The sequence below is a fragment of the Dictyoglomus sp. SSW genome, assembly GCF_055181335.1.
The window spans coordinates 1399821-1422309 of the sequence record NZ_CM143705.1 but is presented as its reverse complement, the minus strand read 5'-3'; the positions used below and the strand labels follow the sequence as shown (position 1 = coordinate 1422309).

24 protein-coding genes and 5 tRNA genes are annotated in these 22489 nt (G+C 31.6%); 14 read left to right on the top strand and 15 right to left on the bottom strand.

Annotation, left to right across the window (positions count from 1 at the left end; genetic code table 11):
• Positions 1–15: 15 nt before the first annotated feature.
• The 6 genes from rplT to ACY3JM_RS06960 are packed head-to-tail and all read left to right on the top strand — an operon-like array spanning position 16 to position 8001.
• On the top strand, positions 16–357 hold the full coding sequence (gene rplT / locus ACY3JM_RS06985) for a 50S ribosomal protein L20 (RefSeq protein ID WP_463111190.1): 342 nt from the start codon (positions 16–18) through the stop codon (positions 355–357).
• Between the two features lie 11 nt (positions 358–368).
• Positions 369–1175 (top strand): TrmH family RNA methyltransferase, encoded by an 807-nt coding sequence (locus tag ACY3JM_RS06980; protein WP_463081922.1) that lies wholly within the window; start codon positions 369–371, stop codon positions 1173–1175.
• The gene (pheS, locus tag ACY3JM_RS06975; RefSeq protein WP_463081923.1) at positions 1168–2187 is read left to right on the top strand and encodes a phenylalanine--tRNA ligase subunit alpha; all 1020 of its coding nucleotides are present in this window, start codon (positions 1168–1170) and stop codon (positions 2185–2187) included. The genes ACY3JM_RS06980 and pheS overlap by 8 nt, the downstream gene beginning before the upstream one ends.
• Before the next feature lie 12 nt (positions 2188–2199).
• Entirely contained in the window at positions 2200–4596 is a 2397-nt protein-coding gene (gene pheT / locus ACY3JM_RS06970; RefSeq protein WP_463081924.1) for a phenylalanine--tRNA ligase subunit beta, read from the top strand.
• Positions 4597–6927, top strand: a complete 2331-nt coding sequence (locus tag ACY3JM_RS06965; protein ID WP_463081925.1) for an endonuclease MutS2 — start codon at positions 4597–4599, stop codon at positions 6925–6927.
• Between the two features lie 3 nt (positions 6928–6930).
• Positions 6931–8001, top strand: coding sequence for an LptF/LptG family permease (locus ACY3JM_RS06960; RefSeq protein ID WP_463081926.1), 1071 nt, complete (start codon positions 6931–6933; stop codon positions 7999–8001).
• 2 nt (positions 8002–8003) lie between these two features.
• Here the strand turns inward: ACY3JM_RS06960 and ACY3JM_RS06955 are convergent, their stop codons facing one another.
• The 11 genes from ACY3JM_RS06955 to ACY3JM_RS06905 form a co-directional block, all read right to left on the bottom strand.
• The gene (locus ACY3JM_RS06955) at positions 8004–8468 is read right to left on the bottom strand and encodes a 23S rRNA (pseudouridine(1915)-N(3))-methyltransferase RlmH (protein WP_463081927.1); all 465 of its coding nucleotides are present in this window, start codon (positions 8466–8468) and stop codon (positions 8004–8006) included.
• The gene (locus ACY3JM_RS06950; RefSeq protein ID WP_463081928.1) at positions 8468–9637 is read right to left on the bottom strand and encodes a S1C family serine protease; all 1170 of its coding nucleotides are present in this window, start codon (positions 9635–9637) and stop codon (positions 8468–8470) included. The genes ACY3JM_RS06955 and ACY3JM_RS06950 overlap by 1 nt, the downstream gene beginning before the upstream one ends.
• The gene (gene proC / locus ACY3JM_RS06945; RefSeq protein ID WP_463081929.1) at positions 9634–10452 is read right to left on the bottom strand and encodes a pyrroline-5-carboxylate reductase; all 819 of its coding nucleotides are present in this window, start codon (positions 10450–10452) and stop codon (positions 9634–9636) included. Before proC ends, ACY3JM_RS06950 begins: the two co-directional genes overlap by 4 nt.
• 18 nt (positions 10453–10470) lie before the next feature.
• A complete protein-coding gene (locus tag ACY3JM_RS06940) occupies positions 10471–11718 on the bottom strand; it encodes a glutamate-5-semialdehyde dehydrogenase (RefSeq protein ID WP_463081930.1) in 1248 nt (415 codons plus the stop codon).
• A gap of 57 nt (positions 11719–11775) precedes the next feature.
• A complete protein-coding gene (locus tag ACY3JM_RS06935; RefSeq protein ID WP_463081931.1) occupies positions 11776–12024 on the bottom strand; it encodes a putative signal transducing protein in 249 nt (82 codons plus the stop codon).
• Complete coding sequence (locus tag ACY3JM_RS06930) at positions 12017–12430, bottom strand: SoxR reducing system RseC family protein (RefSeq protein WP_463111189.1); 414 nt, start codon at positions 12428–12430, stop codon at positions 12017–12019. Before ACY3JM_RS06930 ends, ACY3JM_RS06935 begins: the two co-directional genes overlap by 8 nt.
• An 18-nt stretch (positions 12431–12448) precedes the next feature.
• A tRNA-Thr gene (locus ACY3JM_RS06925) sits at positions 12449–12523 on the bottom strand.
• 28 nt (positions 12524–12551) lie between these two features.
• Positions 12552–12630, bottom strand: a tRNA-Asp gene (locus tag ACY3JM_RS06920).
• 27 nt (positions 12631–12657) lie between these two features.
• Positions 12658–12733, bottom strand: a tRNA-Val gene (locus ACY3JM_RS06915).
• A 4-nt stretch (positions 12734–12737) separates the two neighbouring features.
• Positions 12738–12815, bottom strand: a tRNA-Glu gene (locus tag ACY3JM_RS06910).
• Positions 12816–12823: 8 nt separating this feature from the next.
• Positions 12824–12899 (bottom strand) — tRNA-Lys (locus ACY3JM_RS06905).
• A gap of 170 nt (positions 12900–13069) precedes the next feature.
• On the opposite strand from ACY3JM_RS06905, the gene ACY3JM_RS06900 reads away from it, so the two are divergent.
• Positions 13070–14056 carry a Gfo/Idh/MocA family protein gene (locus ACY3JM_RS06900; protein ID WP_463111188.1) on the top strand — a complete coding sequence of 329 codons (987 nt, stop codon included), beginning with the start codon at positions 13070–13072 and terminating at the stop codon, positions 14054–14056.
• Here the strand turns inward: ACY3JM_RS06900 and ACY3JM_RS06895 are convergent.
• Positions 14048–15187 carry a DUF362 domain-containing protein gene (locus ACY3JM_RS06895; RefSeq protein WP_463081934.1) on the bottom strand — a complete coding sequence of 380 codons (1140 nt, stop codon included), beginning with the start codon at positions 15185–15187 and terminating at the stop codon, positions 14048–14050. The two genes, ACY3JM_RS06900 and ACY3JM_RS06895, sit on opposite strands and share 9 nt — an antisense overlap.
• 194 nt (positions 15188–15381) lie before the next feature.
• On the opposite strand from ACY3JM_RS06895, the gene rplU reads away from it, so the two are divergent.
• From rplU to ACY3JM_RS06860, 7 genes are read left to right on the top strand one after another with little or no spacing between them, the layout of a single operon-like run.
• Positions 15382–15696: a 50S ribosomal protein L21 gene (rplU, locus tag ACY3JM_RS06890; RefSeq protein ID WP_463091346.1), complete on the top strand. Its 315-nt coding sequence runs from the start codon at positions 15382–15384 to the stop codon at positions 15694–15696.
• A 19-nt stretch (positions 15697–15715) separates the two neighbouring features.
• Positions 15716–15976, top strand: a complete 261-nt coding sequence (gene rpmA / locus ACY3JM_RS06885) for a 50S ribosomal protein L27 (protein ID WP_148807410.1) — start codon at positions 15716–15718, stop codon at positions 15974–15976.
• An 8-nt stretch (positions 15977–15984) separates the two neighbouring features.
• Entirely contained in the window at positions 15985–17289 is a 1305-nt protein-coding gene (gene obgE, locus ACY3JM_RS06880; RefSeq protein ID WP_463081936.1) for a GTPase ObgE, read from the top strand.
• 2 nt (positions 17290–17291) lie between these two features.
• Positions 17292–17906 (top strand): nicotinate-nucleotide adenylyltransferase, encoded by a 615-nt coding sequence (gene nadD, locus ACY3JM_RS06875; RefSeq protein WP_463111187.1) that lies wholly within the window; start codon positions 17292–17294, stop codon positions 17904–17906.
• A complete protein-coding gene (locus ACY3JM_RS06870; RefSeq protein ID WP_463081938.1) occupies positions 17896–18351 on the top strand; it encodes a VOC family protein in 456 nt (151 codons plus the stop codon). The genes nadD and ACY3JM_RS06870 overlap by 11 nt, the downstream gene beginning before the upstream one ends.
• A gap of 3 nt (positions 18352–18354) precedes the next feature.
• Complete coding sequence (locus ACY3JM_RS06865) at positions 18355–18966, top strand: ThuA domain-containing protein (RefSeq protein ID WP_463081939.1); 612 nt, start codon at positions 18355–18357, stop codon at positions 18964–18966.
• Positions 18963–19985, top strand: a complete 1023-nt coding sequence (locus tag ACY3JM_RS06860) for a polyprenyl synthetase family protein (RefSeq protein ID WP_463111186.1) — start codon at positions 18963–18965, stop codon at positions 19983–19985. The genes ACY3JM_RS06865 and ACY3JM_RS06860 overlap by 4 nt, the downstream gene beginning before the upstream one ends.
• On the opposite strand, the gene ACY3JM_RS06855 is transcribed toward ACY3JM_RS06860, so the two are convergent.
• From ACY3JM_RS06855 to ACY3JM_RS06845, 3 genes are read right to left on the bottom strand one after another with little or no spacing between them, the layout of a single operon-like run.
• A complete protein-coding gene (locus ACY3JM_RS06855) occupies positions 19952–20566 on the bottom strand; it encodes a YaaC family protein (protein WP_463111185.1) in 615 nt (204 codons plus the stop codon). The genes ACY3JM_RS06860 and ACY3JM_RS06855 overlap by 34 nt on opposite strands.
• 14 nt (positions 20567–20580) lie before the next feature.
• Positions 20581–22020 carry a glutamate--tRNA ligase gene (gltX, locus tag ACY3JM_RS06850; RefSeq protein ID WP_463111184.1) on the bottom strand — a complete coding sequence of 480 codons (1440 nt, stop codon included), beginning with the start codon at positions 22018–22020 and terminating at the stop codon, positions 20581–20583.
• Between the two features lie 24 nt (positions 22021–22044).
• Entirely contained in the window at positions 22045–22455 is a 411-nt protein-coding gene (locus ACY3JM_RS06845; RefSeq protein WP_463081943.1) for an OsmC family protein, read from the bottom strand.
• Positions 22456–22489 lie beyond the last annotated feature (34 nt).

Here is a 22489-nt window from a genome sequence, read left to right as displayed (position 1 = left end):
AGGGGAGATGAAGAAATGAGAGTTAAAGGTGGTACAATTACAAGAAGAAGACATAAAAAGGTTTTAAAGCTTGCAAAGGGTTTTAGAGGAAGAAGAAGCAGAATATTTAAGATAGCTAACCAATCTGTAATTAAAGCTCTTTATGATGCTTATATAGATAGAAGAAGAAAAAAGAGAGACTTTAGAAGACTTTGGATTATTAGAATCAATGCAGCTGTAAGAAAATTTGGCCTTTCTTATAGTAAATTTATGGGACTTTTGAAAGAAGCAAACATTAAATTAGATAGAAAAGTTTTAGCAGATCTTTGTGTTAATGAACCAAAAGTTTTTGAGGAGATTGTAAATCAGGTAAAATAGTAAAATATGAGATGAAATATATCTCCAGCATCTCTAATCCAGAGGTCAAAGAAATTTTAAAGCTTCATGATAAGGAGAAACGCAGAAAGCTAAATAAATGCATAGTTGAGGGCTGGAGATTGATTTTAGATGCGATAAAAAGTGGAGTTTTAATTGAGAAAGTTTTTGTCTCAAAAAGTTATTGGGAAGAAAAAAGGGATGAAATAGAAAAATTAGTTTCCTTTAGTATAATTAGGATTGTAGATGATTCATTAATGAAGAAAATATCGCTTCTAGAAACACCCCCAGGAATTATGGGGGTGTTTCCTTTATTTTTTAGTGAAAAATGGGAGATTTTAAAAGATAAAAATAATATAACGGTTCTTTTTGTGGATAATGTGCAAGATCCTGGGAATCTTGGAACTATTATAAGGGTCTCAGAAGGAGCAGGAGTTACAGCTGTGATTCTTAGTAAAAATACAGTAGATCCTTATAATTATAAGGTGATTAGAGCCTCTACAGGTTCCATATTTAGATTACCCATATGGTTTGCAAATAAAGATGAGATTAAGGAAAAATTTAAAGGATGGAAAGTGATAATTGCAGATCCTAAGGCAGAAAAAATTTATTTTAGAGAAAATCTTGTAGGTTCTTTTTTACTGATTGTAGGAAATGAGGCATGGGGTGTTAAAAAAGAGGAATATTTAGATATGAATCCTATTTTACTAAGAATTCCTCTAAAAAAAGAAGTAGATTCTCTTAATGTTTCAATTGCCACTTCTATTTTTCTTTTTGAAGCTCAAAGACAAAGATATGAAGGGGGAATTATAAATGAATGAAGATTATATTAAGAAGTTTGAAGAGGCAAAGGAAAGAATCATTAGAGCAGAAAATTCAAATGAGCTTGAGGAAATAAAGAGAGAAGTATTAGGGAAGCAAGGTTTTCTTACTCAGCTATTAAGATCATTAGGTAAACTACCTCAGGAAGAAAGAATAAAGCTTGGTAGACTCGTTAATGAATGGAAAGAGGTTTTAGAAAAATTGTATGAAGAAAAGGAAAAAGAATTAAAATACAAAACATTGCAAAATAAGTTGCATCAAGAGAAGATTGATATTACACTTCCTGGAAGAAAAAAAATAGTAGGAAAAATTCACCCCATAAATCAAGTTATAGAAGAGATTTTATCTGTTTTTAAAGAGATGGGATTTCAAGTGGTTTATGGACCGGAATTAGAGACAGATTATTATAATTTTACTGCATTAAATATACCAGAAGATCATCCAGTAAGAGAATCCCATGACTCTTTTTATATTGATAAAGAACATTTATTGAGAACCCAAACTTCACCTGTACAAGTTAGAGTTATGGAAAAGAAAAAACCTCCATTAAGGATTGTTGCCCCTGGTAAATGTTATAGGAGAGATATGCCAGATGCCACTCATAGTCCCATGTTTCATCAAATAGAGGGTTTGGCTGTTGATACAGACATAACTTTTGCAGAATTAAAAGGTGTTCTTACTATTTTTGCTCATAGGTTGTTTGGTAAAGATAGAAAAGTATACTTTATACCAAGTTATTTCCCCTTCACAGAGCCAAGTGCAGAAATGTATGTAGAGTGTGGAGTATGTAAGGGTGAAGGATGTAAGGCTTGTGGATATTCTGGTGTATTAGAAATTCTCGGGTGTGGAATGGTACATCCTCAAGTATTTAGAGTGGTAAATATTGATCCTGAAATATACTCAGGATTTGCTTTTGGTATGGGACCAGATAGAATAGCCATGCAAATATATGGAATAGATGATATAAGGTTGTTTTATGAAAATGATGTAAGATTTTTAAAACAATTTTAAAGGGGGTATAAGATGCTGATCTCATATAGATGGTTAATGGATTATCTAAAAGAGAATGTTCCTGTAAAAGAATTGGTAAATGCATTAAGAAATCTTGGTCTATATGCTACTATTCAAAAAGAGATAGGTAAAAACTGGAATGAGATATTAATTGGAGAGATAAAAGATATAAATAAACATTCTAAATATGATCATCTTTTAGTGTGTAATGTGGATGTACGGGATAAAAATTTAAGTATTGTGACAGGAGCAAAAAATATCAATATTGGTGATAAGGTGCCTGTAGCATTACCCAATACCCAAATATTAGGTGCAACTTTAGAAAAGAGAGATTTTGGAGGCATTATTTCTGAAGGAATGCTCTGCTCAGAATATGAATTAGAATTTTCTGATGATAAAGAAGGAATTATGATTCTACCTCAAGATTTTAAGGTTGGATCAAAATTTAGTGAATATTTTGGGGATGGAGACTATTTGATAGAAATAGAAGTACCATCAAATAGAGGAGATTGTTTAAGTTATATAGGAATTGCAAGAGAAGTATCTGGGTATTTTGGTATTCCTTTAAATTTTGAATATAAGAAACCGAAAGATTCTACTTATTCTATAAAAGAGTTTGCAGAGTGTGAGGTATGGGATTATGAACTTTGCCCTCGTTTTACTTTAAAGTTTATAAAGGGGGTCAAAATAGGTCCTTCTCCTTTATGGTTAAGATGGAAAATAGAAAGAGTTGGACTTAGATCTATAAACAATGTAGTTGATGTTACTAATTATATAATGCTAGAAACAGGCCAGCCTTTGCATGCTTATGATTTTGATCTTATTAAAGGAGGAAAATTAATTGTCAGAAGAGCAAAACAGGGAGAAAAGATTATATTAATAAATGGGGAAGAAAAAGAATTGGATGAAAATGTATTAGTTATAGCCGATGCGGAAAGGGCTGTAGGTATTGGTGGTATTATGGGAGGAAAAGAAACAGAAATAAATGAAAACACTGAAAATGTACTTCTTGAAGCAGCCAATTTTATGCCTGTTAATATTAGAAGAAGTGCAAGAAAATTAGGTTTAAGAACTGATGCTTCCTTGCGTTTTGAAAGAGGTGTAGATATTTATAGGACTGCAGAGATATTAGATTATGCTGCTGAGATGGTAAGATTGGTTGCTGAAGGTGAGATATCAAAAGATAAAATAGATCTGAATCAAGGATTGCCTCCTTTACCAAAAATATTTTTAAGACCTCAAAGAGTAAATAAGATTCTTGGTACAGAATTAAAAGAAAATGAAATTATAGAAATATTATCAAAAATAGAATTTAAAGTTATATCTCATAATCCAATATTAGAGATAGAAATTCCATCTCATAGACAAGATATTAAGGAGGAAATAGATTTAATTGAAGAGGTTGCACGTTTTCATGGATACAATAGCATAGCATCTTTACCACTCCAGAAAGGAATGGTTGTAGATCCACCTTTGGTAGAAGAGATTGTTGAAAGAAAAATAAGAGAACTTCTATCTGATATAGGACTTTATGAGACCATCAATTTTAGTTTTATGTCCTACGAAGATCTTAAAAACTCAGGTGTATTAGACATCTCTCCATTCAATAATTATATAAATATACAAAATCCATTAAGTTTGGAAAACTCTGTATTAAGAACTTCCCTTCTTCCATCTCTTCTGAAGGTTGCTCAAATCAATAATAATAGACAAAATAAAGATGTATTTCTATTTGAAATTGGAAAAGTATTTTACAAAAACACTAGCGGTTATATTGAGGAAAAACATTTGGCAATTTTGCTTTCTGGGGGATGGTATACAAATACATGGAATATACCATATGAGATTAGAAAAGTAGATTTTTATGACTTAAAAGGAATAATAGAACTTCTTTTTGAAAAGATATGGGGTATTAACCCTGATTTTCTAAATAGTACTTATTCTTTTCTACATCCTTTAAGACAAAGCCAAATATCTTTAAATGGAGAAATAATAGGATATCTGGGTGAAGTAAATCCATGGATTACTCAAGAAATGAGTTTAAGGGAGAGAGTGTATTTTTCTGAGATAAATTTAGATAAACTTAATTTTGTAAAAGAAAAGACAAAATATAAACCTATACCAATATATCCTGGTATTAAGCGAGATCTTGCTCTTCTTATTCCAGAAGATATGCAAGTAGTAAACGTAGAAAATGTTATAAGAAAAGTTTCTGGAAATTTATTAAAGAATTTAAATGTTATTGATGTATATAAAGGGGAGAAGATAGAAGAAGGATACAAAAGTGTTACTTTCTCTATGTTTTTTGTTTCAGAAGATTATACCCTTACTGATAATGAAGTAGATGATATTATCAAAAATATACTGTTAAATCTTTCAGAAATAGGAGTGTATTTAAGACAGAAATAAATGGAAAAAGCCTTAAAAGTATTAGAATGGGAAAAGATTATAAAAGAGATAGAAAAAGAGACTGAAACTACAGGTGGAAAAGAGCTAATTTTAAGCTTGAGGCCAATTACAGAGATAGATATTATTAGTAGATGGCATTTATTAAATGAAGAGGCTTTAAAAACAGTCTATTCTTTAGGTTATCCTACCTTTTCTGGAGTAAAAGATTTAAGAAGTTATATTGAGAAGGCAGAGATAGGTGGAATAATATATCCTGAAGAATTTGAGGAAATTGCTAATACATTAGAGACTTTTAAAAAATTGAAAGATTATCAGAATAAAGCTAAAAATTTAGCACCAAATCTATGGGGAAGGAATATATTTGTATTATCAGATCTTTATTCACAGATAAGAAAAGCTATTCAAAATGCTGAAGTACTTGATACAGCGTCTCCTGAGTTAAAGTCCATAAGACAAAAGAAGGAGAGAATCCAACAAAAAATCAAAGAAACTTTAAATAATATTATAAATAAAGATTGGCGTATATATTTACAAGATCAAATTGTTACTATAAGGCATGGAAGATATGTGGTTCCTGTAAAACAAGAATTTAAGACTAAAATTTCTGGAATTGTACATGACCAATCTACTTCTGGACTCACAGTATATGTGGAACCTCTTTCTATCGTTGAGTTAAATAATCAGTTAGCTTTATTAGAGGTTGAAGAAAAAAAAGAGATAGAGAAGATACTAAGAAAGCTTTCTTTACAATTCTTAGAACATAAAGAGGAAGTTTTAGAAACCTTAAATACTGCTTTCTATTTGGATTTTGTATATGCGAAAATTAAATGGGCACAAAGGTATAATGCTACAATACCCATTATAGATGAGAATCCTGTAATAATTATAAGGGAAGGCAGACATCCGTTTCTTGGAGAAAAGGCTGTTCCTATAAGTTTAGAAGTAGGAAGAAAATTTAATACCTTAGTTATTACAGGTCCTAATACTGGAGGAAAAACTGTAACATTAAAAACTATCGGTCTTTTTGTACTTTTAAATCAAGCAGGAATTCCTGTACCTGCTAAAGAAGGCACTGCTCTTGGAATATTCAATCAAGTATTTCCAGATATAGGAGATGAACAAAGTATTGAGCAAAATCTTAGTACCTTTTCTTCCCATATGACTAACATAATTTCATTTATAGATTATTTGGAGAAAACTGGAGATAGAAAAGTTTTAGTAATTCTGGATGAACTTGGAGCAGGTACAGATCCACAAGAGGGCGCTGCATTAGCAGTGGCTTTATTGGAGTACTTTCATAGTAAAGATACAATAAATGTTATAGCAACTCACTTTCCTCAGCTTAAGATTTTGGCTTCCAAATATGAAGGTATGGAGAATGCTTCTCTTGAATTTGATGAGAATACTCTTAAACCTTTATATAAAATAAACATCGGAATACCTGGTAAGAGTAATGCACTTTTAATTGCTAAAAAACTTGGTTTGCCAAGAAAAATTTTAGATAGAGCAATGGGTTTTCTAAGTGAAGAAGAAATAGAATTGGAAGAAGTTATAGGAGAATTACAAAGGGGAAGAAGAAAGCTTCAAGAAGAAATAGAAAAAGTAGAAAAGATTAGGAAAGAGTTACAGGAGGAGAAAAGAAAAATAGAAGAAGAGAAGAGGAGTATACAAAAAGAAAAGGAAGAGTTAAAGGATAAACAGAAAAAGGAGATAATGGAGGAATTAATGGAGGTAGAGAATAAAGTAAAAAATATAATTAGGGAATTGCAGAAAGGGAATATTAGTATGAAAGAGGCACAGAAACTTCAAGAAGATATAAGATTAATTAAAAAGGAGCTTATCTCTCAAGAGGAATTTGTTAATATAGAATATATTCCTCAAGAAGGAGATAGAGTAAGGATTAAAAATACAAAAAAAGAAGGTATAGTACTGGATATAGATAGAGAGAAAAAAATAGTTACAGTACAAGTGGGAATTATAAAAATAAACATTCCTTGGAATGAATTAGAGCAGGTTATATCAAAGGAGGAACATATTATTAATAAATATGTATATATACAAAGAGATAATAAAGAGAATGTTCCTTCTGAGCTTAATATAAGAATGATGACTGTAAATGAGGCATTAGAAGAATTGAAAAAATATTTAGAAAAGGCCTTTTTAGCTGGATTAAGAAGAGTAAGAATAATTCATGGGAAAGGTACGGGTAAATTAAGAAATGCTGTTCACGAATATTTAAAAAGTGTACCCTATGTAAAAGAATTTTATTTAGCCTCACTAGCGGAGGGAGGAGAAGGGGCTACAATTGCCATATTGGAAAGCCCCGTTTAGGCTTTGAAAATAATTTCTCAATATTTTCTCAAAAATTTTATACCTGTGTTTATTGTGGGAGTTTTACTTTTTTCTACCATCCTAATTATTTCTCCCCTTTTTAGTATTATGGATTTGGTTATAGCTCGTTCGGTACCTTTAGATTTAGCTTTTCAGATTTTTCTGACAAAGATTCCCCCATACTTAACTTATACTTTTCCTATGGCTATATTTCTCGCAGTTATCTTTGTTATAGGCCAATTTAGTGAACATGGAGAAATTATGGCAATGAAAGCTTCAGGAGCTTCTATAAGATATTTTTTGCCTGCTATACTTATTTTGTCTTTTTCTGTACAGATTATTATGTTTTATTTTAATGAGATCCTTTCTCCTAAGGCCTATGAAAGAGAAAAAATATTATTAAGCAAGGTATATAATACAGTATTAGTTCCTGCACGTGAGGATGTATTTTTCAATGAAAATCATAATTTCTACTTTTTCAGAAAAGTGGATCCTAAAAATAAAAAATTTGAGGATATACTATTAATTCAATTTTTAGAAGATGGGAAGATAAAATTAATTATGTCTGCTAAAAGGGCATATTTCAATGAAGACGTGGGTTGGAGATTTCAAGATGGAGAGATATATGCACTTAATGATAATGGGGAAATGATTTTTCAAGGAAAATTCAAGGAACAAAAGGTTAATCTGACTAGAAATCCAGAACAATTAACACCTTCATCAAAGCCTATTGATGAAATGAGTATTTTTGAGATTATAAATCAGATAAAACTTTTTGAAGGAATTGGATTAAATACAAGAAATCTAAAGACAGAGTTTCATATAAGAATTGCTCTCCCTTTTACTTGTCCAATTTTTGCAATTTTAGCTCTTGGATTAGGCCTTCAGATGGGAAAAGGTGGTAGATCTCTTTCTTTTGGTTTAAGCGTTATTTCTATTTTTGTGTATTACATATTATTTTCTATAGGAAGATCTCTTGCCAAGGCAGGGATTATTTCTTACTTTTTAGGAGCATGGTTAGGAAATATAATCTTTTTAATCTTAGGTATGTATCTTCTTACAAAGAGGAAATAATCTTAATAATGATAAGGTTCGTTTTTTAAAATTTTTATTCCTCTGTATATCTGTTCTAATAGGATTAATAATGCAAATTCATGAGTGAAGGTCATTTTGGAAAGTGATAAGATAAGATTACTGGATTTTTTAATGTCTTCTGGTATTCCGTATATTCCTCCGATAATAAAGATTATTTCATTATTTTGAGAAATTTTGTCTGAATCAAAAAGCTTATAAGCAAATTCTTCAGAGGATAATTCTTTGCCTTCTTTATCTAAGGATATAATATATTTTTTATCTTTAATTATTTTTTTTATAATTTCTCCTTCTTTTGATAAAGCAATTTCCTTAGGTAAATTGGAGAAATTTTGTAGATATTCGATGTCTATATTAAAAAAGGGTAGGAGCCTTTTTCTATATTCATGGACTCCTACCCTGATAAATTCATTTCTTATTTTTCCTACTAATAAAATCTTAATTTTCACTATCCGGATATGTCTTCTGGCATTGCTTCTAACTTAATTTTAACAGTATATTCCTTTCCATTTCTTATGTATGTTATTTCTACCACATCTCCTACTTTTCTTTTTTGTATTTCTGACCTTAGTTCTTCCATACTATCTACACTTTTTCCGTCAATTTTAGTGATGATATCTCCACCTACAATTATTTGAGTACCATCAACATAAATGACTCTGTTTCCTCCTTTTAAGCCAGCTTTATCAGCAGGACTTCCAGGTACTACTTCTGCTATAACTACTCCTTTATTTACAGGGAACTTAATATAATCCAACATATCAGAAGTAATAGCATATCCTCTTATACCTATCCATGGGTAAGTAATTTTTCCTTCTTTAATTAATTTGTTTGCAATTTGTTTAGCTTTGTTAATTGGTATTGCAAACCCAATTCCTTGGGCATCACTTTTTATTGCAGTATTTATACCTATAACTTCTCCCTTTATATTTATAAGTGGTCCACCACTATTTCCAGGGTTAATAGCAGCATCTGTTTGAATAAGATTTTCAAGTCTTACTCCATTAGGTTCAATAATGGTTCTGTTAAGAGCACTAACTATTCCTAAGGTGACTGTCCTATTAAGACCATAAGGGTTTCCTATAGCTATGGCAAATTGACCTGGTTCTAATTTATCAGAATCTCCTAAGGGCAGATAAGGAAGATTTTCAGCATCTATTTTGATTACTGCTAAATCTGATCTTTTATCATATCCTATTACCTTACCTGTATATTTTTTACCTTCCGATAGTGTAACTTCTATTTTTCTTGCTCCTTCTACCACATGATAGTTTGTAAGAATGTACCCCTTAGGATCTATGACGAAGCCTGAACCTACTCCTGACTGAGGATATACTCCAAAGAAAAAGTCTTCAACTAAAGTAATAGTACTTATGTTTACTACTGCTGGCATTGTCTTTTTAACAATAGCTACTACATCTTTTTCAAAAGATCCTAATGCACTTGGTACATAAACCTCTTGAGTGGGAAGAATATTATTGGATATTTCTGTGGATGATGTTTTATTTTTATTACTAACTAAATAGTAACCTCCAACAGTTCCAATTAAGCCACCTATTATAGCTCCCAAGATGAAAATAATAAGTATAACCTGCCATATTCCTCTTTCTCTTCTCATAGCAGTCCCTCCTTAATCTCATTAGTTATTTCAGAGCCTCTATTTTTGGATGACGTTATAGCATTCATAATTATTCCAATAATTCCTTCATTATATAGAACTTCAAGTCCCATGATGGTTGTGCCAGCAGGTGATGAGGTCATTCTAATTATATCTTCAAAGGTTAGATTTTTACTCTTAATATACTCCAATACTCCCTCGAAAAGTTGAATAACTATCTCTTTTGATATATTATATGGTATCCCACCTTTTACACCTGATAATGTAAAACCTTGTAAAATTAAAGCAACAAAAGCTGGACCACTTCCCGTAAGAGCAGTTACTGTATCAAAATATTTTTCAGGCAAAATCCATACTTTTCCAGTTGTTTCAAAAAGACTTTTAGTAAACTTAATATCTTCCTCTTTTGCTTCTGAATATGTAATCGCTATTGTTCCTTTATTAACAGTACAGGGAAGATTAGGCATTACTCTAATAATACTTCTTGCTTCTTTTATATATTTAGATATTAAGGAAATAGGAATACCAGCTGCTATTGATATTATTACATGATGGGATTTTATATGTGGAGAAATTTCTTGAAGTACCTCTTTGAAGTTTTGTGGTTTTATAGCTAAAAGAATATATTCACAATTATTCACCGTATATACATTATCTGAAACCACCCTTATTTCATATTTTTCTGTTAAACATTTTTTTCTCTCTTCAAGAGGTTCTGAGACTAATATATCTTCTTTTTTTAAAAAGGAAGAGGAAAGTATACCCGAGAGAATAGCTTCTCCCATCATTCCTCCACCAATAATACCAAGTTTCATATTACTTCTCCTTTCTTTTTATTCTCTTATCTGACCTTCTCCAAAGATGATATATTTAGTGGTGGTCAGCTCCTTTAATCCCATAGGTCCTCTTGCATGTAGTTTTTGAGTAGATATTCCTATCTCTGCACCGAGCCCAAATTCTCCACCATCAGTGAATCTAGTAGATGCATTAACATAAACAGCAGCTGCATCAACTCTTTGCAGGAAAGTCATTGCTTTATGATAATCTTTTGTTATAATAGCTTCTGAGTGTTTTGTATTGTATTTATTTATGTGTTCTATAGCTTCCTCCAAAGAATTTACTACTTTTATTGCAATAATAAGATCTAAATATTCAGTGTACCAATCTTCTTCTGTAGCTAAAATTGCATCTTTTATAATTTGACATGTTTTTTCACAACCTCTAATCTCCACATTATATTTTCTTAAGTCTTCAACTATTAATGGTATGAATTTATCTGCAATATTTTTGTGAATAAGAAGCTTTTCAATAGCATTACAAACAGATGGTCTTTGAACTTTTGCATTTATTATTATTTTTCTCGCCATATCAAAATCAGCATCTTCTTCTACATATATATGATTATTTCCTGCGCCAGTTTCTATGACAGGTACCTTAGATATATTCATTACATATTTAATAAAATTTGCACTTCCTCTCGGTATGACCACATCTATATAATCTCTCATTTGAAGAAGTTTTTCTACAGCTGAGTGTTCTGGTGTCTCTATAATTTGGATACTTTCTGGGGGTACTTCTGATTCTGATAATGCTTCCTTCATTATATTAGCAAGAACAATATTTGAATATAAGGCATCTGAACTTCCTCTTAGAACTATAGAATTTCCCGATTTTATTGCTAAAATTGCTCCATCAACAGTTACATTTGGTCGTGCTTCGTAGATTAAAGCTAAAACACCAATAGGTACTCTCATCTGTCCTACTAGTATCCCATTAGGCCTTTTTTGCATAGAAATAATTTCTCCAACTGGATCTGGCAGTTTAATTACATCTTCAATGCTTCGAACAATGTCTTTTAGACGTTTCTCATTGAGAAGTATTCTGTCCATTAATGCTTTACTTAAGCCTTTTTCTTCTCCTCTTTTTAGATCTTTTTTATTTTCCTCCAATATTATTGGAATATTTTTTTCTATACCTTCTGCTATTTTTCTTAATGCTTCATTTTTTGCCTTGGTTTTGAGTAATGCTAATTTATAACTTGCAGCTTTAGCTTCTTGTAATTTCTTTTCCATATTCTCCATCTTTTCTCACCCCAGAACTTAAAATTTTTCTGATTATAAAAAGGTTAATAAATTAAGTCAATTATTATCTATGTTTTCTTCTTCTATAACTCTTTTAGCCTCTTCAAACTCGTTTTCTGGTACTATTATGTAAACAGGTAATCCTCTGCCCATATATACAGGATCTGTGTAGGGAAAAGAGGAAGATAAAATTTGAGGATGTAAACCTGAAGTGGTTAATAAGTTATATACTAATTCACCAATTATATAGTTTGGTGCAGTTATGAGTAATTTATATCCCTTTGGAGGCTTAAAATCTTTAAACAACTTTTTTAGCCACCATAATATATTGTTGTTTTTTACTTAACTTACGATCTAAAAATCTTACCAAAATATAACCAAGAGCCATTAATAAGAAGCCTAAGATTAGTCCAAAAAGTTGAGGGTCAAAATGTATTTTGGGATTGAATAAGTATCCCAAAATAACGCCAATAATGAAAAGAATTAAAGGTAATCCGTATATTAAAAATAAGGCCTTATAATATTTTTTTCTTTCTATCTCAATAACGACTGTGTCGCCAACTTTTGCGTTACAATTATCTAAGGCATCAAGATAAAAGTTATATGTACCTTCCGAATGACAAAGACCACATATCTTACACGTAGAGGTAGGGTTTAATTCTATCTTTAAAATATTACCCTTTTTATCTACAACCTTGCCAAATTCAACCATATAAATAACACCTTCTTATGGAGCCGGAGGCCGGATTCGAACCGGCGACATGCCGATTACGAATCGGCTGCTCTGCCTCTGAGCTACACCGGCCCTCAAGGTTCAATTTACTATAAAAAAATGGCGGGGTCGACGGGATTCGAACCCGCGGTCTCCTGCGTGACAGGCAGGTGTGTTAAACCGGGCTACACCACGACCCCACATTATATATTATATCATTTTTTTTATGGTGGGCGGAGCAGGACTTGAACCTACGACCTCCTGCTTGTAAGGCAGGCGCTCTAACCACTGAGCTATCCGCCCACTTTGGCGCCCTCAGGGGGATTCGAACCCCCGTCACCGCCTTGAAAGAGCGGTGTCCTAGGCCGGGCTAGACGATGAGGGCCCTTTCATTGGTGAGCCGCACAGGAATCGAACCTGTGACCCCCTGATTAAAAGTCAGGTGCTCTACCGACTGAGCTAGCGGCTCACACAGGTATTTTTATATACTATATTATTGATAGTTTGTCAACATCTCAAATGTACAATTTATCTTCTGATCTTTCCAAGCTGTATTTTATCAAAAATTATGAGATTTTTCAATGATCATTTCTAAGATATAATAATCATAGAAATTATCTATTTAGGAGGTAAAAAGTAATGAAAATAGTCATTATAGGTGGTTCTGGACATATAAATTACGTGATGGAAGGATTAAAGGAAATTACAGATTATAAAATTGTTGGTGTTGCTCCTGGATCATATGGTGAGGATATAAGCAAAGTTTTAGAAACGATAAAAGCTCTTCCTTATAAGGTAAATGTGTATGATAATTATGAGAAGATGATAGAAGAAACTAAGCCTGATATAGCAGTAGTTGCTTGTCATTTTGGATACATTGCAAGGTTAAATATGAAAGTATTGAAGTATGGTTGTCATGTTTTTAGTGAGAAACCATTAGCTACTACCATGGAAGATCTAGAAAATCTGAAGAAAGTTTATTATGAATCCAATAAACATCTATGTGCTATGTTTGGAATAAGATACAAATCATGGTTTCTAACAGCTTGGCATAAAATTCAAGAAGGTGTAATAGGTAATATTAGATTAATAAACACTCAAAAATCTTACAAATTAGGGAATAGACCAGAGTTTTATAAACACAGGGAATCTTATGGGGGGACAATTCCATGGGTAGGAATTCATGCTATTGATTGGATTTATTGGTTTACCAATAAGAAATTTAAAAAAGTATATGCTACTCACTCAAGAAAATATAACAAAGATAATGGGGATTTAGAGGTCACAGCTCTTTGTTTTTTTACTTTGGAAAACGAAATATTTGCTTCTTTAAGCATTGATTATTTAAGACCATCTAATGCTCCAACTCATGATGATGATAGAGTAAGAATTGTGGGTACGGATGGTATAATAGAAATCATTTTTAACAAAGTATTTTTAATAAACGAGAAGTATAAAGGTGAAGAGTTACTACTTATGCCAGGAAAAAGGATCTTTGTGGATTTTATCAATGAAATAATGGGGAAGGGAAAATGTATGGTTAGGCCAGAAGATTCCTTCTATGTTACTGAGGTAGCTATTAAGGCAAGAGAATCGGCAGATAGCGATAAAATTATATTACTTTAAATTTTTAATATCCTTTATTGCTTGCTTTGCCATATTAGCTCTTGGGGGACAACCTTGTACATATAGTCCTCTATCTCTATATGGAAAAGTGCAATTCCCAAAAAGAATGATTTTATCTGTCAGTTTAAATTTGTCCAAATCTTCAACAGGGCCTAATACTATAGTTACATCTGAAAGATCAACATCTGGATAGTTTTCAATGATGTCTGAGAGACCACTGCTTACTGCCCTTTTACATCCCTGGCATGCCTTAAATGGATCTATTATATTTATTCTGTCCCTAAAATTTTCATAGTCTATGATTGGCAAAGCAATATTTTTTCTCCATTCTAAAGATTCTATAGATTCACCAACAAGTTCTATATTCCCCATATCTATAGGTCCAAGTCCTAAGTCATTTGCTAATGTTAGGTGTCTTATATTGTGAGGATCAGCATTTAATATTAATGCTGATACAGAATCTACAGCAACTACATTATCTCCAGCAATTAATGTATTACTCTCTATTCCATATCCTGTAACTGGGAAATTTCCAACTATAGTATGTATTGCAGTAGAAATTACAAGATTACTTCTTCTAAAATAGTTAAGATCTACAATTGCATCCTCTAATCCAGAAAGGTGTATCAAAAGAGTTGTTTCCTTAGGCATAATTCCCATTATGTTTTTCATACCATTTGATATAATAGTTAAGGCATGAAATCTCAGACCAGGTACATTTATAAATACATCACATTCTTCTACAATTTTAGGTATGGGAACAGCTGTTTTTATAACTCTGGCATTAGGTAATACCCTTAAATTAAAATGAGTGTCATCAAAGCATACTACTTTTGCTATATCTATTTTCTCTTGAGGATACCATTTATAAACACTAGGTGTTCTCTCTCCTATATATACCTCTTTTGCTCCTTGTTCTTTACATAACCTTGCTATGGAAAGAACCACATCAGGGTCTGAAATAAAACCTTTCTCTTCCTTACTTATAAAGGCATTTGGTTTTATTAGAACAACATCACCTGACTTTACAAATTTATCAATTCCGCCAATAAGATCTATCGCATCTCCAACAGCATTATATATATTTTTATTAGTTGTTCTCACTATACTAACCTTACTTTTTTGGTTCATATTATTTACCTCCATTTTCATAATTTGCAAAATATATGTATAAAAGTAAAAGCTTATTAAAGTATAGAATTATATAACTAAAGTTGTCAAATTTTATTTTCTAATCTTGAAATCTTGACAAATACTTGTATAAAGTGATAAATTGTAATGTTAATTCATTTAAAATATCAACTTTTGTAAGGAGGTTATAGGGAATGTTTGCTATAGTAGAAACAGGAGGGAAACAATATAAAGTAAGTGTAGGAAGCTTAGTTAATGTGGAAAAAATAAAAGCAAATGTGGGTGAAGAGGTAGTATTGGATAAAGTTCTATTGGTAAGTAAAGAGGATAACGTTTTGGTAGGAAAGCCATACGTAAATGGTGCTAAGATTAAGGCAAAGGTAGTTAGGCAGGATAAATATCCAAAAGTAATTGTATTTAAGTTCAAAAGAAAGAAACATTATAGAAGAAAGTATGGTCATAGACAGCCGTTTACACAACTCTTAATACAAGAAATAGTAACACCTTAAAAATAGGAGGTGAAAATAAATGGCTCACAAAAAATCAGGTGGAGCAAGTAGAAATGGTAGGGATAGTAATCCTAAATATTTGGGAGTAAAGAGATTTGAGGGGCAGTTGGTGGATGCTGGAAATATATTAGTTAGACAGAGAGGTACAAAGATTTATCCAGGTATAAATGTGGGTTTGGGTAAAGATTTCACTCTTTATGCATTAAAACCAGGTATTGTTAAGTTTTCTGTAAAACATGGCAGAAAATATATAAATGTTCTCCCTGTTTCTCAAAATTAATCCAAGGTATGTTTATAGACCGGGCAAAAATATATATTAAAGCAGGTGATGGGGGTAACGGATGTATTGCTTTTCGTAGAGAAAAGTATGTGCCCAAAGGAGGACCTGCTGGTGGTGATGGTGGTAAGGGTGGAGATGTAATTATAGAAGCTGATGAGAATTTGGATACTCTGCTCGATTTCCATTATAAACGTCATTATTATGCTGAGAGAGGAGAGCACGGAAAAGGTAAAAATCAAAAAGGAAAAGATGGAAGGGATTTAATTATTAAAGTTCCAGTAGGAACTTTAATTTTTGATGCTGAAACAGGAGAATTACTAGGGGATTTGACATTCCATGGGCAAAGAATAGTAGTAGCAAAAGGTGGTAAGGGTGGTAGAGGTAATGCTAATTTTGCAACCTCTACAAGACAGACCCCTTATTTTGCAGAAAAGGGAGAAAAAGGAGAGGAAAGGTGGCTATATTTAGAATTAAAACTTTTAGCTGATGTAGGACTTGTGGGCTTGCCAAATGCGGGTAAATCAACTCTTCTTTCAAAAATAACTAATGCAACTCCAGAAATTGCTCCCTATCCTTTCACAACAAAATTCCCTAATCTTGGTGTTGTGGATAGAGGAGATTTTACATTTACTGTAGCAGATATTCCAGGAATCATAGAAGGAGCTCATGAAAACAAGGGAATGGGAGATGAATTTTTAAGACATATTGAGAGAACATCAGTTCTGGTTTTTGTTCTTGATGGAAGTGATTTGGAGAATCCTCTACAAAAAGCATATGAAATATTACAAAAAGAGTTAAGTCTTTATAGCCCAAAACTTCTTGAAAAACCGAGGATTATTGTAATCAATAAAATTGATTTACCAGAGACTCAAGAAAGAATGAAAGAAATTAAAGAATGGCTTAAAAGCTTAAGTATACCTTATATCTTTATCTCAGCCAAAGAGGGAATAAATGTAGATAAGTTTTTAGAAATGTTAGAAAAATATGTGAAAGAAAAGAAGAAAGATATTCCTGCTATTGACTTAGATAAAGAGATTTCTAATAAAGAATTAATTAAAGAGTTAGAGGTACCATTACTTGAGAAAAATGAAGAAAATATATGGGTACTTAAAGATGATAAAACTGAAAAAATAGCTAATAAATTAGATCTTTATAATCCGCAAGCCTTTGCCTATTTTTCTAATTATATTAAAAGACGAGGAATTATAAAACTTTTGAATAAATATAGAGTGTCTGATGGGGATATAGTTAAAATAGGAGATTACATGTTTATATTTGATAAAAAAAATAATTCTTTAATATTGAAGGGATAACTATGAAGAGAATTGGCGTTTTAGGAGGTACTTTTGATCCTATTCATTATGGACATCTCTGGTTTGCAGAATATGCAAGAGAAAAATTTCATTTAGATAAGGTATTTTTTATACCTAATAAGATACCACCCCATAGAGAAATTCCAGAAGCTACCTCAAAACAAAGATATGAGATGGTTATGTTAGCTATTCTTAATAATCCTTATTTTGAGGTATTACCTATAGAGCTTGAAAGAGAAGGTGTTTCTTACACTATTGACACTTTAAAAGATCTATCTTCTCTTTTTTATAATACGGAGATGTATCTTTTACTGGGACAAGATGCATTTAAATATTTTCTAACTTGGAAGGATCCTTATGATATTTTGGGACTTTCAAAAATAGTTATTGGAAGTAGAGGAGAAAATTATTTTTTCGAAGAGATTAAGGAGCTTTTTGAAAAATTTGAAGATAGAATCTTTTTTCTGGAATTTCCATATTTCCCAATTTCGGCAAGAGAGATTAGGGACAGAATAAAAAAAGGGTTGTCTATTAAATACTTGGTACCAGATCTTGTAGAAAATTATATAATTAAAAATAGAATATATTGTAAGGAGGAAAAAGAAAATGGTGAATGATATTTTAGGTACTGATGTAGTGGTTCAGATAGGTATAATTGTGAGAGATATTGAAAAGGCAGTAGAGGAATATTCTAAAATTTTTGGGGTTGAAAAACCTGAAATTATTATCACTGATGTCTATGAAAAAGCTAAGACACAATATAAAGGAAATCCTACACCAGCAAGGGCTAAGCTTGCTTTCTTTAAAAATTTTAAGAACGTAGAGATAGAACTTATTGAACCGGATGAAAATCCTTCTACTTGGAGAGAGTTTTTAGATACTCATGGGGAAGGGGTACATCATTTAGGATTTTTAGTAAAGGGTACGAAAAAGATAATAGAGGATTTTAAGAAAAATGGGATAGAAGTTGCTCAGCAAGGCTACTATACAGGTGGTATGTATACTTATCTTGATTCATTTGAAAGAATAAAATTTATAATAGAACTTTTGGAGAATTTTTAGAAAATGAGGAGAATTCTTGCAATATTAGGGGATTTTTATCATCCTGAAGTTTATTTGAAAGAAGTCTTAGAAAAAGTAAAAAATAAAGAGGACTATATTGATTATATAATTCCAGATGATTTTCCTATTAATTTAAAAAATTATCATCTAATTATTTTGGGAAGGGAAAATAGAATAGGGCAAGATAAAGACAAAGTTTGGATGCGAAAAGATATAGAAAGTAATATACAAAATTATATATTAGAAGGAGGAAAATTTTTAGTCTGGCACTCTGGTCTTGCCTCCTATGATCCAGAAAGTCTTTTTGTAAAAGATATATTAAAAGGTTATTTTAAATATCATCCTGAAAGAGGGAAAGTAGAATATTTCGGAAAATCGCCTAAGGATGGGAAAAATATAAATTTTGAGCTTCTTGATGAACACTATTTTGTATATTGTGATAAAGGAAGAACAAATGTTTTTCTTTATTCCAAATCCTTAAATGGGGAATCCATAGCAGGATGGTATCATTGTTATGGTAATGGAAAGGTGGTATGTATAACACCTGCTCATAACGAAGCTTTATCAGATAAACATTTTTTGGAATTTTTTAAAGAATTAATGGAATGGATATGAACGAAATTCAAAAATATCTTCTTCAAATAGAGAAAAGATTACAAGAAAATTGGAATAAGTTTTCATCAGAGGTTCCAGTTCATTTTATTACTGCATACCATATGGGCTGGGTGGATGAAAACTTTCAGCCTCTTATGGAGTTTAAAGGTGGAAAAAGATTAAGACCTCTTTTTTGTGTATTAATAAATCAATCCTTAGGTGGTGATCTTGACTCTGTTTTAGATATAGCATCCTCTTTAGAATTTCTTCATAATTTTTCTCTTGTTCATGATGATATTCAAGATAGAGATGAGAAAAGACATGGAAGATGGACTGTATGGAAAATTTGGGGAGAAGCTCAAGCTATAAATGTGGGAGATCTTTTATTTGATATGACATTTCAGGTTCTATCTAATTTAAATCCTCAGCTTCTTGCTAAAACCCTATCAACTATTACTGAGACTATAAGAGAACTTATAGAAGGTCAATATCTGGATTTATTGTTTGAAAAAAAGAAAGAAGTATCTCTTAAAGAATATCTTATTATGATAGAGAAAAAGACAGCTAAACTTTTTTCTACAAGCTTCTATTTAGGAGCTTATTCAGCAATTTATAAGGAGGATATAGCAAAAATCTTCCAAGAGATTGGTAGAGATTTTGGATTGTTCTTCCAGATAGCTGATGATGCTATGGGAATTTGGGGTGATCCAAATAAAACAGGAAAGAACACCTTTAATGACCTTTTACGACGGAAGAAAACTTATCCTGTATTGTACTTATATTCGGAGGCTTCAGATAAGGAAAGAATGATGTTAGAAGAAATATGGACGAGGGAAAGATTATCTGAGAGGGATATTTTATATATAATTGAGCTTTTAGATAAAAAAAGGGTAAAAGAAGCTACCTTTAATATTGCTGAAAAATACTTTGACAAAAGTTATAATAAGCTAATGAGTTTTAAAGATCTTTATAATATTTCTCTAATTAAGGATCTTTTTGAAAGCTATTATAAATTAATCTTCTCTCTCCAAAGATCATAAATCTCTCTTCCTACAATTTTTAAATAGGTATTCAATTCTCTTGAGAAAGAAGATTTTTCATATGCCCATCCCCACTTTTGAGGTTCATATCTTGCTAGCATAGATAGAAGAAATAGAATAAGATAATGGACAGCTAAAGGTTCTAATGAGGTTTTTTTTTCGAGAAAGAGGAAGAGATCTCCTAAGGTGTATTTTTCACCCTCGGGAAGAGCATGGGAAGATATAGATTTGTAAAAAGTAGGAAAAAGACCTTTTTCCTTAACGAGAACTGTTTCATTTTTAGGATCATAGTTTTTAGTCCAATCTATGGATTTTTCTCCAGCTACTCTTACTGTAAGTCCATGTAAAACCTCTCTTGGTATAATCTTGGAGTTTTTCAAAATTATAATTTTGGCTAATGCTACTATACCATAGAAAAAGAGAAGAGGAGAGACAAAATAGTCAGATTTTTCAGCTATTTCCAGATTACTTTTTGCTTGTATTAAGGTATAGTGCAGAAAAAGACGCTCTCCTTCTCCTATATCCTTAGAAAGGATATTTTCGTAATTTATTATATCTTTATAAGGAGAGCGTCTTAACATATTACTTTTGGAGTTTAAAGTTCTTTAAGGCACTCTATAAACTCTTCTAATCTTTTTATGACTCTTTCTTTCCCAAGAATTTCTGCAAGTTCGTAAAGACCAGGCCCAACAGTTTTATTTGTTAATGCAACACGGATAGGATGGACTAAATTTTTTGTTGGAATCTGATGGGTTTCAGCTAAATTTCTTAATATGTTTTCTAAATTTTGAGCGCTGAATTCTGAATTTGGAATTTTAGACCATTCTTCTTTAATTTTCTCTAAATAGATATGTATATCTGGACTTTTACATACTTTTTTTACAGTTTCAAGGTCGTAATTAAGTTTATCTAAGAAGAAATAATCTCCATATTCTCGTATCTGGGATAGGGTTTTTAATCTTTCTTGTAGAATAGAGACAACTTTTAAATAGTAATTTTTATCAAAATTGTTCCTATTGAACCATTCTACCTCTTCTAAGAATGGCAAAGTAAGCTCAGCCAATTTTTCCACAGAAAGTCTTCTTATATGTTGTGTATTTATCCACTCAAGTTTTGTTATATCAAAAATACCTGGATTTTTAGTGACCCTTCTTAAATCAAAAAGTTCTATTAATTCTTCAATTGTATAAATTTCTTTATTTCCTTCTGGGGTCCACCCTAAAAGAGCAAGGTAGTTAACTAAAGCTTCTGGTAAATATCCCATCTTTTTATATTCTGTAACAGATGTAACACCATGTCTTTTTGAAAGCTTAGATCGATCCGGGCCAAGAAGTAAAGGTAAATGGGCAAATTCAGGTGGAGTCCAGTTAAGGGCATTATATATAAAAAGCTGTTTGGGAGTATTTGATATATGATCTTCTCCTCTTATTACATGAGTGATTCCCATTGTGTAGTCATCTACAACTACAGCAAAATTATAGGTAGGAATGCCGTCTGATTTCATTATCACAAAATCTCCTATATCCTCATTATCAAATTCTATTTCGCCTCTTATGATGTCATTAAAAACAGTTTTACCTTCTGGAACTAATAATCTTATAATAGGTTTTCTTCCCTCTCTTTCGTATTTTGCTATTTCTTCATCTGATAGATATAAGCATTTTCTATCATATTTTGGAGGTCTTTTTTGAGCTAAAGCCTCTTTTCTTCTTTGTTCTAATTCTTCAGGAGTGCAATAACAATAATATGCTGCACCTATTTTAAGAAGCTCTTCTGCATATTTTCTGTACAGATCTAATCTTTGAGTTTGATAATATGGACCTTCATCCCAATATAGACCAAGCCAAGTTAATCCTTCTAAAATATTTTCTTCATATTCTTTTGATGACCTTTGTATATCAGTATCCTCAATTCTTAATATAAATTTTCCATTGTTATGCTTTGCAAAAAGCCAGTTAAAAAGAGCAGTATGAGCAGTCCCTACATGGAGATATCCAGTGGGGCTTGGTGCTATTCTTACTCTTACATTATCCATACTTAGCCTGTTCTCTCCCTTCCACTAAAGTATTTTATATGAGTATGTAACTTCTGCTGTGTTTCTTAACATAGCAGATACAGAGCAGTATTTTGTTTGAGAAAGATCTATAGCTTTTTTGATGTTAGCTTCATTTAAATTTTCCCCTTTGAAAATGTATTCAATATGTACTTTGGTATAAACCTTAGGATGCTCTTGGGCTCTTTCTGCTGTGATTTTCATTTCAAAATGTTCAACCTTCTCTTTCATTTTATTTAAAATAGAGATTACATCCATACCTGTACATCCCCCAAGAGCTACAAGTATAAGCTCCATAGGGCGAGGTCCTTCATTTCCTCCTCCATGATCTGGTGTAGAATCCATGACGATATTGAAGTTAGAAGGAGTTGTTCCTGTAAATTTCATTTCTCCATTCCATACAACCTTTGTTTCCATTTCTTTCATCCTCCTTTCTTAAATTATTTTAAAT

Excerpts from the sequence above, each read along its gene's own strand:
- ACY3JM_RS06870 (WP_463081938.1), top strand. The coding sequence starts at position 17,896 with ATGGTGAATGATATTTTAGGTACTGATGTAGTGGTTCAGATAGGTATA.
- ACY3JM_RS06940 (WP_463081930.1), bottom strand. The coding sequence starts at position 11,718 with ATGGAGAATATGGAAAAGAAATTACAAGAAGCTAAAGCTGCAAGTTAT.
- ACY3JM_RS06965 (WP_463081925.1), top strand. The coding sequence starts at position 4,597 with ATGGAAAAAGCCTTAAAAGTATTAGAATGGGAAAAGATTATAAAAGAG.
- rpmA (WP_148807410.1), top strand. The coding sequence starts at position 15,716 with ATGGCTCACAAAAAATCAGGTGGAGCAAGTAGAAATGGTAGGGATAGT.
- ACY3JM_RS06980 (WP_463081922.1), top strand. The coding sequence starts at position 369 with ATGAAATATATCTCCAGCATCTCTAATCCAGAGGTCAAAGAAATTTTA.
- ACY3JM_RS06895 (WP_463081934.1), bottom strand. The coding sequence starts at position 15,187 with ATGAACCAAAAAAGTAAGGTTAGTATAGTGAGAACAACTAATAAAAAT.
- ACY3JM_RS06900 (WP_463111188.1), top strand. The coding sequence starts at position 13,070 with ATGAAAATAGTCATTATAGGTGGTTCTGGACATATAAATTACGTGATG.
- proC (WP_463081929.1), bottom strand. The coding sequence starts at position 10,452 with ATGAAACTTGGTATTATTGGTGGAGGAATGATGGGAGAAGCTATTCTC.
- ACY3JM_RS06855 (WP_463111185.1), bottom strand. The coding sequence starts at position 20,566 with ATGTTAAGACGCTCTCCTTATAAAGATATAATAAATTACGAAAATATC.
- rplT (WP_463111190.1), top strand. The coding sequence starts at position 16 with ATGAGAGTTAAAGGTGGTACAATTACAAGAAGAAGACATAAAAAGGTT.
- ACY3JM_RS06930 (WP_463111189.1), bottom strand. The coding sequence starts at position 12,430 with ATGGTTGAATTTGGCAAGGTTGTAGATAAAAAGGGTAATATTTTAAAG.
- pheS (WP_463081923.1), top strand. The coding sequence starts at position 1,168 with ATGAATGAAGATTATATTAAGAAGTTTGAAGAGGCAAAGGAAAGAATC.
- rplU (WP_463091346.1), top strand. The coding sequence starts at position 15,382 with ATGTTTGCTATAGTAGAAACAGGAGGGAAACAATATAAAGTAAGTGTA.
- pheT (WP_463081924.1), top strand. The coding sequence starts at position 2,200 with ATGCTGATCTCATATAGATGGTTAATGGATTATCTAAAAGAGAATGTT.
- ACY3JM_RS06845 (WP_463081943.1), bottom strand. The coding sequence starts at position 22,455 with ATGGAAACAAAGGTTGTATGGAATGGAGAAATGAAATTTACAGGAACA.
- ACY3JM_RS06950 (WP_463081928.1), bottom strand. The coding sequence starts at position 9,637 with ATGAGAAGAGAAAGAGGAATATGGCAGGTTATACTTATTATTTTCATC.
- obgE (WP_463081936.1), top strand. The coding sequence starts at position 15,985 with ATGTTTATAGACCGGGCAAAAATATATATTAAAGCAGGTGATGGGGGT.
- nadD (WP_463111187.1), top strand. The coding sequence starts at position 17,292 with ATGAAGAGAATTGGCGTTTTAGGAGGTACTTTTGATCCTATTCATTAT.
- ACY3JM_RS06865 (WP_463081939.1), top strand. The coding sequence starts at position 18,355 with ATGAGGAGAATTCTTGCAATATTAGGGGATTTTTATCATCCTGAAGTT.
- gltX (WP_463111184.1), bottom strand. The coding sequence starts at position 22,020 with ATGGATAATGTAAGAGTAAGAATAGCACCAAGCCCCACTGGATATCTC.
- ACY3JM_RS06860 (WP_463111186.1), top strand. The coding sequence starts at position 18,963 with ATGAACGAAATTCAAAAATATCTTCTTCAAATAGAGAAAAGATTACAA.